Below are 14352 nucleotides of genomic sequence, written 5' to 3'. Positions count from 1 at the left end.
GTGCGGACACCGTCACCGTCGGAGGCTTGTCCCCCCGCAACGCGGATCATTATTCGCCCAGAGCGTTGATCGCTTCCAGAACACCTTCGGGCCATGCTTCTGCGTACTGGCTGCCGGTGTACTGTTCCTGAACGTGGCTGCGGAAGGCCGCGAGGTCGGGCTCGTAGATTTCCAGCCCCTGCTCTTCCAGGAACGACACCAGGTCGGCTTCCTTCTGAAGCTGGATCTCACGCGCGGCGTCGGCGGCTGCGATGGCAGCGGCTTCGGTCGCTTCCTGCTGTTCCGGGGTCATCTCGTCCCAGACCGCCTTCGAGAAGGCGATGTAGTTCAGGTCGACAAGGTGCGCGGTCAGGGCGACCTGGTTCGTAACTTCGTAGAACTTCGCATCGACCACGGTCGGCAGCGGGTTGTCCTGACCGTCAACCGAGCCGGTCTGCAGCGCGGTGTAGACCTCGGTGAAGGCCATCGGGGTCGGGTTCGCACCCAGCGCCGCACCCAGGAACTGCCATGCGTCGGTGCCCGGCATCCGCAGGTTCACGCCCGCCAGATCCTCGGGGGTGGTGACCGTCAGCTCGTCCTTGGTCTGGCGCAGGTTCACGTGGCGCTTGCCAAGGTACATGACGGCCAGCAGCTTGATGCCCAGCTCGTCTTCGACGGTCTGCTTGAACGGCTCCATCAGCGGGTCGTTGAACACGGCAACCTGGTGCTCGGCCGACTGGTGGACATAGCCCGTCGCGAAGATCGAGAACTCGGGGAAGAACGTCGCCAGTTCCTGCGCCGACGCGATCGACATCTCGAGGTCGCCGGTCGCGATGGCTTCCAGTTCGGACCCCTGCGCGATCAGCGAGGCGTTGTAGTGCGGTTCGTAATCCGCGAACTCGGACACGGCCGGACCGAAGACTTCGGCCAGCGAAATGGTGCGCTGGTCGGTTTCCGACGCCGGGGTCGACATCCGCAGGGTGAACTTGTCCTGCGCGACGGCCGGCATGGCCAGAGCGACGGCGGTGAGCGCGGCGAACGCGCGGCGAGTGATCTTAAGGGACATGGGTCTCCTCCTCTTCTCCCTTGTGCGGCCGGTGTAAGCCCCGATCCGCTTCTGCTTTTGGGTCCAAGCGCTTAAAGGCTCAGAGCCCGTCGTTTCGCGCTGTCGATATGCGCATGGATCGCCGACACCGTGCGGGCCCGATTCCGGGCCTGCAAGGCATAGATGACAGCCAAGTGCTCGTCGAGCACCGAGACCACCAGCTCGGGCAGCATCCGGGTGTCGGCGTTCCGGATCAGCCTGATCTTTATCGCATTTACGCGGTGGACGCTTGAAATCAGCTCGTTTCCCAGCGCGTCAATGACGTGATCGTGAAAGGCCCAGTCCATATGCTGGGCCCGCGCCAGCAGGTCTGCGTCGACCCCCTTCAGCGCCTCTTCGCGGATCGAGCGATGGTCTTCGACCATCTTCTCGATCTCGTCGTCCTTGCCCTCGTCGCAGAACTGCTCGAAGGCCTCGCGCTCGATGATGCGCCGCAGCTGGAACGCGTTGCGGATCAGGTTCAGGTCGATGCTCAGAACCTTCAGGCCACGCTTGGGGACGGTCTCGATCAGGCCGTCCGCCTCCAGCCGCGGGATCATCTCGCGGATGGCGCCAAGGGGCATCCCGGTCAGCGCCACCAGCTCGCGCTGCGAAACGATCTGGCCGGGTTCGATGTCCCGGTCCAGAAGCTTCCGCGTAAAGCTGGTATAGGCGTGATCCCGCAGATGCGGCTCGGCGTTAGCCATCGACCGGCTCCGCTGCGACCGTCTTCAGCAGGCCCTCGGCCTGTTCAGCGGTCAGCGGTTCCAGCGGTGCGCGCAGACGGCCCCACGCGGCGTCGCCCGTGGCCTGTTCCATCAGCGCCTTCAGCGCCGGCATGACGGGAAGCGACACGATGGCGGTGATGATGCGGTTCAGTTCGACATCTTCCTCGGCGGTCTCGAAAATCTTCACAAGCCGCTCGGGGTACAGGTTCGAGCAGCCGCAGATCGACCCGACGCCGCCCAGCGCCACGGCGCGGTGCAGAAGCCGTTCGTCGCCGACCAGCACCGGCAGACCTTCGACGCCCATGAAGGCTTCGGTCGTGGGCCAGTTGGCCGAGCTGTCCTTCACCGCGCGGATGCGGTCCGGGTAGGCCTTCAGCAGGCGCCCGACAAGGTTGGCCGACAGCGGCACATTGGTGACCTGCGGGATGTGATACAGGATGATGTCGGCGTCCGCGTCGGTCGCTTCGATCAGTTCCGAGAACCAAGCGAACAGGCCGTCGTCCGACGTCTGCGGGAAATAGAACGGCGGCGGCACAAGGAAGCTGCGGATGCCGGCGGAATAGCCCTGCTTGATCTGCGCCACGGCATCGGCGACCGAGTTCGCGTAGATGCCAAGCGTAACGACATTGGCGGGAACGCCGGCGTCCAGCACGGCGGACAGGCCCTGCGCGCGCTCTTGGGCGTTGATCGAGGGCCCTTCCCCCGTGGTTCCGTACAGCGTGACGCCGTGAACGCCGGCTTTCAGCAGGTTGACGGCGTGGGCGGCAAGCCGGCCCGTGTCAAGCGCACCTGCATCGTCGAACGGCGACAGCATCGCCACGGAAATTCCGATCTTGGACATGAGTTCCTCCTGGCACGGCAGATTCGGCGCCGCGTTCAGCGGGTATAGAGGTCTGTGTCGGGCCAAATCAACTGACATGTTACCATCATGTCAGAAAATTTATTAAGGCCGCGAAACCACCGGAACGGGAATGTCTTGCGGAATCAGTCCTTTGGATCCTTGAGCCTGACGTAAAGCGCATCGCGCACCGACGGCGTCACGAACTTGGAAACGTCGCCGTCCAGCCGCGCGATTTCCTTCACCAGCTTCGACGCGATAGCCTGATAGCGGGCCTCTGCCATCAGGAACATGGTCTCGACGCTGTCATCCAGCGCCCGGTTCATCCCGACCATCTGGTATTCGTATTCAAAGTCGGAAACGGCCCGAAGACCCCGGATGATGACCGAAGCGCCGACATCGCGGGCGCAGTCAATCAGCAGGTTTTCGAAAGGGTGCACCACGATCTCGCAGCCGTCGGCCCGCAGCGGTTCGACCTCGGGCTCGATCATCGCGACGCGCTCGTCGAGCGAGAACAAAGGCCCCTTGTCGCGGTTGATCGCGACGCCGATCACCAGCCTGTCCACCAGCTTGGCCGCGCGCTGGATGATGTCGATATGCCCCAGCGTGAGCGGGTCGAAGGTTCCGGCGTACAAACCGATGCGCATTCAGGTTCCCCCCTTGATCCGCGCGCACGCAACAATATTGCGCGCGGTTTTGCAAGAGGAAGCACGCAGGCGTCGTGCACTGGTCGGGCGCTTGCGGTGCCGTCGGGACACCTTGGGCGTGGCCGACTCCCGCGGCCTCAGTGGCCCATGATCATGCCTTCAAGGGCTTCTTTTTCCATCGAAAGCTCGGACAGTCGAGCCTTGACCACGTCCCCGATCGAAATCAGACCGACCATCATCTCGCCGTCCATCACCGGCATGTGGCGGAACCGGCCATCGGTCATTTTCGTCAGAACCCCGTCCGTTGTTTCGGCCCGGGTGCAGGTCACCAGTTTGCTGGTCATCATCTGCTCGACCCGGTCCTCCATGCAGGCGGGTCCGCGTTTTCCCAGTTCCCGCACGATGTCGCGTTCTGACAGGATGCCCAGCGGCACCTGCCCGTCGGATGACACGACAAGCGCACCGATCTTCATCTGCGACATGGTCTCTGCCGCCTTCGACACAGGTGTCTCCGGCGGGATCGTGAACACGTCCGACGAATGTTTGGATTGAAGGATCTGGTGCACCAGCATGGACGGCTCCTCCCGAACGCAAGGCTACTCTGGACTTCTCTTCCCCAGCGTCACGATGCTGGCGCCACCTGTCAAGCTGCGCTGTCTTCCAGCCGTGCGACCTCTGCGCGCAATCCGGCCACCACGGCCTCGGCCACCCGGTTCAACCGTTCGACGCGGCGGTCGTCGGGATGGCGGATCAGGTAGAAGCTGCGCGTCAGCCCGAAACTGTCGGGCAGCACCTTCTCAAGCTCTGGCGCGAAGGGCAGCGCGAAGTCGTGCACGATGCCGATCCCCCCGCCCTGCCTGATCATATGAAGCTGCACGACCACCGAGTTCGAGGCCATTGCCACCCTGTCGATCCCGGCTTCGGCAAGGTAATCCAGTTCCTTGTCGTAGATCATGTCGGGGATGTAGCCGATAACCCGGTGGTCCCGCAGATCGCGCAGATCGCCCAGCGGCGCTCCGTTGCCGAGGTAATCGGCCGAAGCGGCAAGATGCAGCCGGTAGTCGGTGATCTTCTGCACCGTCAGCCGCCCGGTGGCCGGTGCGCTGACCGTGATCGCCATGTCCGCTTCGCGCTTGGACAGGTTCACCACCCTCGGAAGCGCAACAATCTGGATGTCTAGCAAAGGATTGTTTCGCGAAAGTTCGGCGCACACCTGCGGCAGCAGGAAGTTCGCACAGCCATCCGGCGCGCCGATCCGGACCTGCCCGGTCAACTGGCCCGCCTGCCCGCCGATCTCTTCGACCGCGCCGGTCACAGCCTGCTCTGCCCGCTCGGCATGGTCCATCAGGCGTTGCCCGTCGACCGTCAGCGCGTATCCCTGCGGCGATTTGGCGAACAGCGGCGCGCCCACGCCCTGCTCTAGCCGCTGCATCCGGCGCCCCACGGTGGCGGGGTCGATCCGCAGCAGTCGTCCGGCTCCACTCAGGCTTTCGGACCGCGCGACCGCAAGGAAGACGCGCAAATCGTCCCAGTGAATATCCATGCCAGTACCTGCAATTCTGCAAAACGCTTTTGGCATACTCCCCCTTTTCGCGGGTTTTCTGCAAGACTAAGCTCCGCGCGACCAACACCGGGCGCGCTCGCCCCTTCCTGGAGGAGATGACATGCAGGAACTCACCCACTGGATCGACGGCAAGCACGTCAAAGGTACGTCCGGCCGCTTCACCGATGTCTACAACCCCGCCACGGGCGAGGTTCAGGCCAAGGTGCCGCTGGCCACCGTCGAGGAACTGAACGCCGCCGTCGCCCGCGCCGCCGAGGCGCAGGTCGCATGGGGCGACACCAACCCGCAGCGCCGCGCGCGGGTGATGATGAAGTTCGGCGCGCTGATCAACGAGCACATGGACGAACTGGCCGAACTCGTCAGCCGCGAGCACGGCAAGACCCTGCCCGACGGGCGCGGCGACGTGCAGCGCGGGCTGGAAGTGGTCGAGGTCTGCATGGGCGGGCCGTCGCTGCTGAAAGGGGAATACACCGACGCCGGCGGCCCCGGCATCGACCTGTATTCCATGCGCCAACCGCTGGGCGTGGTTGCAGGTATCACGCCCTTCAACTTCCCCGCGATGATTCCGCTGTGGAAGCTGGCCCCGGCCCTGACCTGCGGCAACGCGATGATCCTGAAGCCGTCCGAACGCTGCCCCTCGACCTCGCTGCGCCTTGCGGAACTGCTGAAAGAGGCCGGGCTGCCCGACGGCGTGCTGCAGGTGGTGAACGGCGACAAGGAAGTCGTTGACGCGATCCTTGATAACGAGACGGTCGCGGGCGTAGGCTTTGTCGGCTCGACCCCGATCGCGCAGTACATCTATGGCCGCGCGGCGACCAACGGCAAGCGCGCCCAGTGCTTCGGCGGCGCCAAGAACCACATGATCATCATGCCCGACGCCGACATGGACAAAGCGGCGGACGCGCTGGTCGGCGCCGGGTTCGGCGCGGCGGGCGAACGCTGCATGGCGATCTCGGTCGCGGTGCCCGTCGGCAAGGAAACCGCCGACACGCTGGTCGAGAAGCTGATGCCGCGCATCGAGAAGCTGAAAGTGGGCCCCTACACCGCGGGCGACGACGTGGACTATGGCCCGGTGATCACGCAGGCCGCCAAGGACCGCATCCTTGGTCTGATCGACTCGGGCGTGGCGCAGGGCGCCGATCTTGTGGTCGATGGCCGGGACTTCACCCTGCAGGGTTACGAGAACGGCTATTTCGTCGGCCCGTCGATGTTCGACAACGTCACCCCGGACATGGACATCTACAAGGAAGAGATCTTCGGCCCCGTCCTAAGCCAGGTGCGCACCGACAGCTACGAGGAAGCCCTAAAGCTGACGATGGACAACCCCTACGGCAACGGCACCGCGATCTTCACCGCAGACGGCGACACCGCCCGTGATTTCGCGCACCGCGTCAACGTGGGCATGGTCGGCATCAACTTCCCGATCCCGGTCCCGCTGTCCTACCACACCTTCGGCGGCTGGAAGAAATCGGCCTTCGGCGACCTGAACCAGTACGGCCCCGACGCCTTCCGGTTCTACACCAAGACCAAGACGGTCACCGCGCGCTGGTTCTCGGGCATCAAGGAAGGCGGCGAGTTTAATTTCAAAGCGATGGAGTAACGTCTCTTTAGATGTTACAAGACGCGTCACCCGGTCGCTGCGGCCGGGTGATGCTGTTTCTGCCAGGGCAACTGCCATGCCTGTGACATACAAGATCTACAAGGATCTCGGTCTGGTGCACGTCCGGTATTCCGGCTTCGGAGTCATCGACGAAAGCTTTGCCGCGATCGCACGTTACCTAGCCGATCCCGCCTTCCGGCCGGGACAAAAACAGCTGGTCGATCTGTCCGACCTGACCGGGTACGAAAAGAACTACGCCAAGCTGTTCGAACTTCAGGCGCACAAGGCGGACGCCTTCATGCCCGGCCCCGAAACGCTGTTGGTCTATTACACGCCGACCGGACCATCCAAAGAGGTCGGGCGTCTCATCATGCGGTCTTGGGACGACGTCGGCGCATCGGTGGTGCCCATCATCCTAGAGGACGAAGCAGAGGTGCTTAGCGTGCTGGGTCTGGGCGTCGCTTCTCTGGAAGAGCTGACGAAGCGCGCCGTCTGATCGACCACGGTCATCGTTCCGTAGTCGCGCGGCGCGGTCTGAATGCGGCGCGGTGTGATCTTGCGTTCCATGACGACCGGCGCGGACGCATCGCGCGACTGGCTGCCCATCGTCGACACGATGTCCCGTGCCAGCTGACGGTGCAGCGCGATCATCTCGTCCTGCGGCCCGCGCATCAGCGCCATCTCGGTATCCGCGGTGCGCAGCATCAGCGTCGATCCGATCTCGCCCGCTTCGGGGCGACGCACGTACAGGCTTTCGATGTCTTCCAACGGAACATTTGCGACGGTCTGCTGCCGCTCGCTGGAGCTGACGCGGCCAAGGACAAGAAGGCGGCGTTTCAGATCAAGCTGCAGTTCCTTGCGGAAGCCCCGGCGCGCGGCGACGAAGCACAAAAGCCCGGCGCTCAGGATCGAACAGGCGGCAATCCCGCGAAACACCGACCCGACATCGCTAGAGGCCAGCGGGCCATAGTTCCACGCGATGGTTGCGGTCAGCATCAGCGTCACGCCCGCCATCCGCAGCGAGATCTCGGCCCGGATGTTGTTGCGGTGAAAGTGGGCAACCTCGCGCACACGGTACCCGTCGGGCACAATGCGGCAGGCAATGCTCCCGAACTTGGAAGAGATATCGTGGATGGTCTGCATGGTCTTTCAACTCTACCGCTTACTCTTGATCAAAGTGCAGGCGGATCGTGGCCGGATTGGGTCAAAACCGGCGCCTTTCTTCGAAAAACGCGATATATCCCCTTAGGTCACACGCGCTAAGGTTGTGCGCTTGAGGGGTATCCGGCGACAGCCGCCGACGCTTGCGCGGATTGTCCCTGTCTGCTTAACTTCCGCTACGGGCGGGAGAATTTCATGAGCGATCCCAGTTTCACCATTGGAATCGAGGAGGAGTACCTTCTCGTCGACAGTGAAACCCTCGAACTGGCCGACGCCCCGCCAGAGCTTATGCAGGATTGCAGCGACGCGCTTGGCGGCAAGGTCTCTCCCGAGTTCCTGCGCTGTCAGGTCGAAATCGGCACCGGCGTCTGCGCCACCATCGCAGAAGCGCGCGAGGATCTGCGCCGCCTGCGCGGAACCGTGGCAGAGGTTGCCGGGCGCTACGGGCTGTCGCCGCTGGCGATCTCGTGCCACCCCACCGCCGAATGGCGCAAGCAGCAGCACACCGACAAGGAACGCTACAACCTTCTGGAACACGACCTTGCCGGCGTCGCGCGGCGGCTGCTGATCTCGGGGATGCACGTCCACGTCGGGATCGAGGACGACGAACTGCGCATCGACCTGATGAACCAAGCGTCGTACTTCCTGCCGCACCTGCTGGCGCTTAGCTGCTCGTCGCCGTTCTGGCGCGGCGAGGATACCGGGCTGTCGAGCTATCGGCTGACCATCTTCGACAACCTGCCCCGCACCGGCCTGCCCCCGCGCTTTTCCAGCTTCGGGGAATACCAGCGGTCGGTCGATGCCATCGTCCGCACCGGCGCCATCGAGGACGCGACCAAGATCTGGTGGGACCTGCGCCCGTCCTGCCGCTTTCCGACGCTTGAATCGCGGGTCTGCGACAACTCTCCACGGCTGGAACACGCGCTGACCATCGCGGCGCTGACCCAAGCGACGATGCGGATGCTGTGGCGGCTGCGAAACCGCAACCAGCGGTGGCGGATCTATGACCGCTTCCTTGTGGGCGAAAACCGCTGGCGCGCCCAGCGGTACGGCATGGCCGAAGGTCTGATCGACTTCGGCCGGGGCGAGGTCGTGCCCTATGCCGAACTGATCGGAGAATTCATCGAGCTTCTGGCCGAAGACGCCGAGGCGCTGTCCTGCCTGCCAGAGCTAGAGGCCGCGCACGGGATCGTCGAGCTTGGCAACGGCGCCGACCGCCAGCGCGCGATCCGGTCGGCGGAACTAGAGATCCACGGCGACGAAGCACGCGCGATGAAGGCGGTGATCGCCGCGATGGCCGAAGAGTTCACCGCCGACCTTTAGGCCGCTTTGCAATCGCCACCGGCGCGTGACTGCGACCGCAGGACTCTTGCAAAACAGCGCCCACTGTCGGACACCAGACCTATCCTGTGCGCTGGGGAGGAGCGGATGGATTTTGCACTGACCGAGGAACAGACAGCGATCTTCGACATGGCGCGCGCCTTCGGAGAAGAGCACATCGCACCCAACGCGGCCCAGTGGGAGGAAGACGGCACCATCCCGCGCGACCTGTGGCCCAAGCTGGCAGAGCTTGGCTTTGGCGGGCTTTACGTGTCCGAGGACAACGGCGGCACCGGCCTGTCGCGGCTGGACGCGACGCTGGTGTTCGAGGCGCTCAGCCGGTCCTGCGCATCGGTCGCGGCGTTCCTGTCGATCCACAACATGTGCGCCGCGATGGTCGAGAAATACGGCTCGGACGACCTGAAGGCGCGGCTGTTGCCGGACATGGTGACGATGCAGACGGTCTGCTCGTACTGCCTGACGGAACCCGGGTCCGGCTCGGACGCCGCCGCGCTTCGGACGCGGGCGGACCGGACGAACGAAGGCTTTCGCCTGAACGGCGCCAAGGCGTTCATCTCGGGCGGCGGCTATTCAGACCTGTATCTCAGCATGGTGCGCACCGGGGCGAAGGGGCCCAAGGGCATCTCGGCCATCGTGATCGAGGACGGCACCCCCGGCCTTGGCTTCGGCGCCCCCGAACGCAAGATGGGTTGGAAATCGCAGCCCACCGCGCAGGTGCAGTTCGACGACTGCGACGTGCCCGCGGCCAACCTGCTGGGCGAAGAAGGCCGCGGTTTTGCCTATGCGATGGCGGGGCTGGACGGCGGGCGGCTGAACATCTCGGCCTGCTCGCTGGGGGCCGCACAGGCCGCGCTGGACGCCACGCTGTCCTACATGCGCGAGCGGCAGGCCTTCGGGCGCACCATCGACCAGTTTCAGGCGCTGCAATTCCGCCTTGCCGACATGGAGATCGAACTGCAGGCCGCCCGCACCTTCCTGCGGCAGGCGGCGTGGAAGCTGGACACCGGCGCCCCGGACGCGACCAAGTTCTGCGCGATGGCGAAGAAATTCGTGACCGAGGCCGGCAGCCGCATCGCAGACCAGTGCCTGCAATTGCACGGCGGCTACGGTTATCTGGCCGACTACGGGATCGAGAAGATCGTCCGCGATTTGCGAGTGCACCAAATCCTCGAAGGCACCAACGAGATCATGCGCCTTATCGTGGCGCGGGCATTGCTGGCGGAGCGGGCATGAGCGAGATCACCACACGGATCGACGGCGTCGCAGGGCGGATCACGCTGACCCGCCCCAAGGCGCTGAACGCGTTGAGCTATGACATGGCGATGGCGATCGAACAGGCGCTGATCGACTGGCAGGACGACGACCGCGTGGCGCTGGTGATCCTTGAAGCCGAGGGAGAGAAGGCCTTTTGCGCCGGCGGTGACGTGGCCGAGCTGTACCAGCGTGGCAAGGCGGGAGACTACGACTACGCCCGCACCTTCTGGCGCGACGAATACCGTATGAACGCGAAGGTCGCGACCTATGCCAAGCCGGTGGTGTCCTTCCTGCATGGCTTCGTTATGGGCGGCGGCGTGGGCATCGGCTGTCACGTGGCGCACCGGGTGGTCTGCGAAAGCGCGAAGATCGCGATGCCGGAATGTGCCATCGGGCTGGTGCCGGACGTGGGCGGCTCGCTGCTGCTGTCGCGGGCGCCGGGGCGGCTGGGCGAGTTCATGGGGCTGACCGGGCACCGGATGGGGCCGGGGGATGCGATCCACTGCGGCTTTGCGGATCATTTCGTGCCGGCGGATGCATGGGACGCGCTGAAGGCGGCGCTGTGCCGCGACGGCGATCCGGGTGTGGTGGCCAAGGCGGCAGAGGCCGCGCCCGAGGCACCTTTGGCGGGCGCCGATTGGGTCGAGGATTGCTTCTCGGGCGACGTGGCGCAGGCCTTGAATTGCGTGACCGACGACCGCGCGGCGCAGGCACTGCGCGCCGGGTCTCCTCTGTCGATGGCCTGCACGCTGGCGCTGGTGCGCAGGATGCGCGACGAACAGCCCTCTGTCCCCGAGGCGCTGGAGCTGGAGTACCGCTTTACCGCGCGGTCGATGGAACGTGGCGATTTCCTTGAAGGCGTGCGCGCGGCATTGATCGACAAGGACCGCACCCCGACGTGGAAGCACGCACCCGGTGCGGTGAGCGACGAGGAGGTCGCGGCGATGCTGGCGCCGCTGGGCGAGGACCGGCTGAAATGGGAGGAATGGGCATGAAGATCGGCTTCATCGGTCTGGGCAACATGGGCGCGCCGATGGCGGCGAACCTTGTCGCGGCGGGGCACGATGTGACGGGCTTCGACGTGGCCGCGCCGATGCCCGCGGGCGTGGCGCAGGCCGGGTCGGCGGCCGAGGCGGCCAAGGGGGCAGAGGTGGTCATCACCATGCTGCCCAACGGCGATATCCTGCGCGCAGTGGCGGAGGAGATCCTGCCCGCGATGGACGACGGCGCGGTCTTCCTCGATTGCTCGACCGTCGACGTGGACAGCGCCCGCGCGGTGGCAGAGCAGGCGACGGCCCGCGGCATCGGCCCGCTGGATGCGCCCGTCTCGGGCGGCACAGGCGGTGCAGTGGCAGGCACGCTGACCTTCATGGTCGGCGGCGGCGAAGAGGCGTTCACGACGGCCAAACCGCTGTTCGACATCATGGGTCAGAAGGCCGTGCACTGCGGCCCGTCGGGCAACGGACAGGCGGCGAAGATCTGCAACAACATGATCCTCGGCGCGACGATGGTCGCCACCTGCGAAGCCTTCGCGCTGGCCGACAAGCTGGGCCTCGACCGGCAGGCGATGTTCGACGTCGTCTCGACCTCGTCGGGCTACAGCTGGACGATGAACGCCTATTGCCCGGCCCCCGGCATCGGGCCGCAAAGCCCCGCCGACAACGGCTATGCCCCCGGCTTCGCCGCCGACCTCATGCTGAAGGACCTGCGCCTGTCCCAGCAGGCGGCCGAAGCGGTGGACGCCGACACCCCGATGGGGCACCGCGCGATGGAACTGTACGCCGATTTCGTCGAGCACGAGGACGGCGCGGGCAAGGACTTCTCGGCGATGCTGCCCCGCTTCGAAAGCCGCCGCCGTCCCGCCTGACCCTCCGCAAAGAAAACGCGGCGCCCCGTTTCCAGGGCGCCGCGTCGAAGCATGCCGGGTGATCCCCCGGATCAGTTCGTGATGATCTCTGGTCCCATCAGGCTGGTTGGCAGCCATGTCGACAGGAACGGCACGTAGGTCACAAGGATCAGGAACACGAACAGCACGGCGAGGAACGGCAGCGCGGCCTTCACCACCCGCATCATCGGCATGCCCGCGACACCCGAGGTGACGAACAGGTTCAGGCCGACCGGCGGAGTGATCATGCCGATCTCCATGTTCACGACCATGATGATCCCCAGATGGATCGGGTCGATGCCAAGCTCGATCGCAATCGGGAACACCAGCGGTGCGACGATGACGATCAGGCCCGACGGTTCCATGAACTGGCCGCCGATCAGCAGGATGACGTTCACGATCACAAGGAACATGATCGGCCCGAACCCTGCCGAGATCATCGAGGACGCGATCTGCTGCGGGATCTGCTCGTCGGTTAGGACGTGCTTCAGGATCAGCGCGTTGGCGATGATGAACATCAGCATGATCGTCAGCTTGCCAGCCTCGAACAGGGTGTCCTTCGTGTCCTTGTGGAAGAAGGCCGTGACCAGCGCCCAAGGCTTTTGCAACAGGTTGGACTTGCGCGGGATGGCGATGTCCGGCGTCGCGGCCGCGTTCAGCGCGTGGCTGCCCGGTTCAAGGTAGTCGGACGACGTCGCCTCGTGATCCTTCGCCGCCAGCGGGCCGATGTCGCGGTAAACGAACATCGCGATGATGAAGGCATAGACGGATGCCACGGCGGCGGCTTCGGTCGGGGTGAAGATCGCGCCGGTCACGCCGGGGATGCCGTAGATCCCGACCATGATGATGACGATCAGCATCAGCCCCCAGAAGGCGTCGCGGAACGCGCTGCCGACCTCGCCCCAGCCGGCCCAGTTGCCCTTGGGCATGCCGCGGATCACCGCCATCACGTAGATGGTGACCATCAGCATCAGACCCGCCAGCAGACCCGGGATCACACCGGCAAGGAACATCCGGCCGACCGACACGTCGGTGGCCGAGGCGTAGACGACCATCACGATGGACGGCGGGATCAGGATGCCCAGCGTACCCGCGTTACAGATCACACCGGCGGCGAATTCCTTGGTGTAGCCCTGCTGTTTCATCGCCGCGATGACGATGGACCCGATGGCGACCACGGTCGCGGGCGACGAACCCGACAGCGCCGCGAACAGCATACAGGCGAATACGCCCGCGATGGCAAGGCCGCCGCGCATGTGCCCGACGCAGGCGATAGAGAACCGGATGATCCGCCGCGCCACGCCGCCCGTCGACATGAAGGACGAGGCCAGCACGAAGAACGGGATCGCCAGCAGCGTGTAGTGACCGGCCATCGCCTGGTACAGCGACTGCGCGATCGAGGCGAGCGAGGTGTCGGAATAGACCAGCAGGAAGACCATCGACGACAGGCCGAGCGACACGGCGATCGGCACACCGATCAGCAACAGGCCCACGACCATGACAAAAAGCAGGAAGACTTCCATTGGTTCAGTCCTTCTCGGCCTTGGCGGCAGCCGCGTCGACCGCGTCTTCGGCCTCGTGGCTGACGATCAGCGACTCGCGCTGCCCGGTGAACAGCCCGATGGTGGCCTGTATCACGCGGAACAGGATCAGCGCGGCGCCCAGCGGCAGGATGATGTAGGGGATGACGCGCGGCAGCTTGTCATAGCTGTCGCCATAGTTGATCGCGTCCTCAAGCCAGCGGAAAATGCCCAGCATCGGGACCTGATCGGTCATGTAAAATGCGCGGTCGCGCACGCCCTCGGTGAAGCCCATCGGGAACCAGCGGCCCTCGGTCGGCTGCAGGGCCGCGAACGGCGCCCAGTAGTCCCATGCGCCCTTCAGAAGCAGGAAAGCATAGGCAAGGCAGCAGGCGGCGGCGATCAGGGCCAGCACCTTGCGCCCCTTGGGCGGAAACAGGCTGGTCACGGCGTCGACGCCAAGATGCGCGGTGATCTTGAAGCCATAGCTGATACCGAACAGCACAAGCCACGCGAACAGGATCAGCGTAACTTCTAGACCCCAGATCAGCGAGTCGCCGAAGACATAACGCAGGACCACGTTGACGAAGGTCACCAGCGTCATCAGTCCCAGCAGGACGGCGATCGCGGTTTCCTCGAGAGTGTTAATGAAACGCCCGAACGCGCTGCGGGCGCGATACCCGGAATGGCCGCTCATGGCTGCCCCCTCCCACTGTGAACGAAAGAAAAGGGGCGCGGCCCGGACGCGATG

General features: G+C 64.8%; 14 protein-coding genes. 6 read left to right on the top strand and 8 right to left on the bottom strand.

Translation table 11 applies throughout. The features are described from left to right. Positions 1 to 49: 49 nt before the first annotated feature. The 6 genes from dctP to P1K30_RS15275 all read right to left on the bottom strand — a co-directional run bounded on the left by dctP (position 50) and on the right by P1K30_RS15275 (position 4819). On the bottom strand, positions 50 to 1045 hold the full coding sequence (gene dctP, locus P1K30_RS15300; RefSeq protein ID WP_275633632.1) for a TRAP transporter substrate-binding protein DctP: 996 nt from the start codon (positions 1043 to 1045) through the stop codon (positions 50 to 52). A gap of 71 nt (positions 1046 to 1116) precedes the next feature. After that, positions 1117 to 1770 (bottom strand): GntR family transcriptional regulator, encoded by a 654-nt coding sequence (locus P1K30_RS15295; protein WP_275633631.1) that lies wholly within the window; start codon positions 1768 to 1770, stop codon positions 1117 to 1119. Then, positions 1763 to 2632, bottom strand: a complete 870-nt coding sequence (locus tag P1K30_RS15290) for a dihydrodipicolinate synthase family protein (RefSeq protein WP_275633630.1) — start codon at positions 2630 to 2632, stop codon at positions 1763 to 1765. Before P1K30_RS15290 ends, P1K30_RS15295 begins: the two co-directional genes overlap by 8 nt. Before the next feature lie 143 nt (positions 2633 to 2775). Further along, complete coding sequence (gene coaD, locus P1K30_RS15285) at positions 2776 to 3276, bottom strand: pantetheine-phosphate adenylyltransferase (protein ID WP_275633629.1); 501 nt, start codon at positions 3274 to 3276, stop codon at positions 2776 to 2778. A gap of 137 nt (positions 3277 to 3413) precedes the next feature. Continuing rightward, positions 3414 to 3848, bottom strand: a complete 435-nt coding sequence (locus P1K30_RS15280) for a CBS domain-containing protein (RefSeq protein WP_275633628.1) — start codon at positions 3846 to 3848, stop codon at positions 3414 to 3416. Positions 3849 to 3919: 71 nt separating this feature from the next. Then, positions 3920 to 4819, bottom strand: coding sequence for a LysR family transcriptional regulator (locus P1K30_RS15275; RefSeq protein ID WP_275633627.1), 900 nt, complete (start codon positions 4817 to 4819; stop codon positions 3920 to 3922). Positions 4820 to 4940: 121 nt separating this feature from the next. Here P1K30_RS15275 and P1K30_RS15270 point away from each other — a divergent pair, with 121 nt between their 5' ends. The 6 genes from P1K30_RS15270 (at position 4941) to mmsB (ending at position 12063) form a co-directional block, all read left to right on the top strand. Then, positions 4941 to 6440: a CoA-acylating methylmalonate-semialdehyde dehydrogenase gene (locus P1K30_RS15270; RefSeq protein ID WP_275633626.1), complete on the top strand. Its 1500-nt coding sequence runs from the start codon at positions 4941 to 4943 to the stop codon at positions 6438 to 6440. A 76-nt stretch (positions 6441 to 6516) separates the two neighbouring features. Continuing rightward, positions 6517 to 6936 (top strand): hypothetical protein, encoded by a 420-nt coding sequence (locus tag P1K30_RS15265; RefSeq protein WP_275633625.1) that lies wholly within the window; start codon positions 6517 to 6519, stop codon positions 6934 to 6936. An 860-nt stretch (positions 6937 to 7796) separates the two neighbouring features. Beyond that, on the top strand, positions 7797 to 8924 hold the full coding sequence (locus P1K30_RS15260) for a carboxylate-amine ligase (RefSeq protein WP_275633624.1): 1128 nt from the start codon (positions 7797 to 7799) through the stop codon (positions 8922 to 8924). A 105-nt stretch (positions 8925 to 9029) separates the two neighbouring features. Further along, a complete protein-coding gene (locus P1K30_RS15255; RefSeq protein WP_275633623.1) occupies positions 9030 to 10175 on the top strand; it encodes an acyl-CoA dehydrogenase family protein in 1146 nt (381 codons plus the stop codon). After that, positions 10172 to 11191: an enoyl-CoA hydratase/isomerase family protein gene (locus P1K30_RS15250; RefSeq protein ID WP_275633622.1), complete on the top strand. Its 1020-nt coding sequence runs from the start codon at positions 10172 to 10174 to the stop codon at positions 11189 to 11191. Before P1K30_RS15255 ends, P1K30_RS15250 begins: the two co-directional genes overlap by 4 nt. Further along, positions 11188 to 12063, top strand: a complete 876-nt coding sequence (gene mmsB / locus P1K30_RS15245; RefSeq protein ID WP_275633621.1) for a 3-hydroxyisobutyrate dehydrogenase — start codon at positions 11188 to 11190, stop codon at positions 12061 to 12063. The genes P1K30_RS15250 and mmsB overlap by 4 nt, the downstream gene beginning before the upstream one ends. A gap of 71 nt (positions 12064 to 12134) precedes the next feature. Here the strand turns inward: mmsB and P1K30_RS15240 are convergent, their stop codons facing one another. Beyond that, positions 12135 to 13604 (bottom strand): TRAP transporter large permease, encoded by a 1470-nt coding sequence (locus P1K30_RS15240; protein ID WP_275633620.1) that lies wholly within the window; start codon positions 13602 to 13604, stop codon positions 12135 to 12137. A gap of 4 nt (positions 13605 to 13608) precedes the next feature. After that, entirely contained in the window at positions 13609 to 14298 is a 690-nt protein-coding gene (locus P1K30_RS15235) for a TRAP transporter small permease (RefSeq protein ID WP_275633619.1), read from the bottom strand. Positions 14299 to 14352: the final 54 nt, after the last annotated feature.

It is taken from the genome of Psychromarinibacter halotolerans, from assembly GCF_029168315.1.
GTDB lineage: Bacteria > Pseudomonadota > Alphaproteobacteria > Rhodobacterales > Rhodobacteraceae > Psychromarinibacter > Psychromarinibacter halotolerans.
The sequence above is the reverse complement of the archived record's forward strand: the minus strand, read 5'-3'. Positions and strand labels throughout refer to the sequence as shown.

Excerpts from the sequence above, each read along its gene's own strand:
- dctP (WP_275633632.1), bottom strand. The coding sequence starts at position 1,045 with ATGTCCCTTAAGATCACTCGCCGCGCGTTCGCCGCGCTCACCGCCGTC.
- P1K30_RS15295 (WP_275633631.1), bottom strand. The coding sequence starts at position 1,770 with ATGGCTAACGCCGAGCCGCATCTGCGGGATCACGCCTATACCAGCTTT.
- P1K30_RS15290 (WP_275633630.1), bottom strand. The coding sequence starts at position 2,632 with ATGTCCAAGATCGGAATTTCCGTGGCGATGCTGTCGCCGTTCGACGAT.
- coaD (WP_275633629.1), bottom strand. The coding sequence starts at position 3,276 with ATGCGCATCGGTTTGTACGCCGGAACCTTCGACCCGCTCACGCTGGGG.
- P1K30_RS15280 (WP_275633628.1), bottom strand. The coding sequence starts at position 3,848 with ATGCTGGTGCACCAGATCCTTCAATCCAAACATTCGTCGGACGTGTTC.
- P1K30_RS15275 (WP_275633627.1), bottom strand. The coding sequence starts at position 4,819 with ATGGATATTCACTGGGACGATTTGCGCGTCTTCCTTGCGGTCGCGCGG.
- P1K30_RS15270 (WP_275633626.1), top strand. The coding sequence starts at position 4,941 with ATGCAGGAACTCACCCACTGGATCGACGGCAAGCACGTCAAAGGTACG.
- P1K30_RS15265 (WP_275633625.1), top strand. The coding sequence starts at position 6,517 with ATGCCTGTGACATACAAGATCTACAAGGATCTCGGTCTGGTGCACGTC.
- P1K30_RS15260 (WP_275633624.1), top strand. The coding sequence starts at position 7,797 with ATGAGCGATCCCAGTTTCACCATTGGAATCGAGGAGGAGTACCTTCTC.
- P1K30_RS15255 (WP_275633623.1), top strand. The coding sequence starts at position 9,030 with ATGGATTTTGCACTGACCGAGGAACAGACAGCGATCTTCGACATGGCG.
- P1K30_RS15250 (WP_275633622.1), top strand. The coding sequence starts at position 10,172 with ATGAGCGAGATCACCACACGGATCGACGGCGTCGCAGGGCGGATCACG.
- mmsB (WP_275633621.1), top strand. The coding sequence starts at position 11,188 with ATGAAGATCGGCTTCATCGGTCTGGGCAACATGGGCGCGCCGATGGCG.
- P1K30_RS15240 (WP_275633620.1), bottom strand. The coding sequence starts at position 13,604 with ATGGAAGTCTTCCTGCTTTTTGTCATGGTCGTGGGCCTGTTGCTGATC.
- P1K30_RS15235 (WP_275633619.1), bottom strand. The coding sequence starts at position 14,298 with ATGAGCGGCCATTCCGGGTATCGCGCCCGCAGCGCGTTCGGGCGTTTC.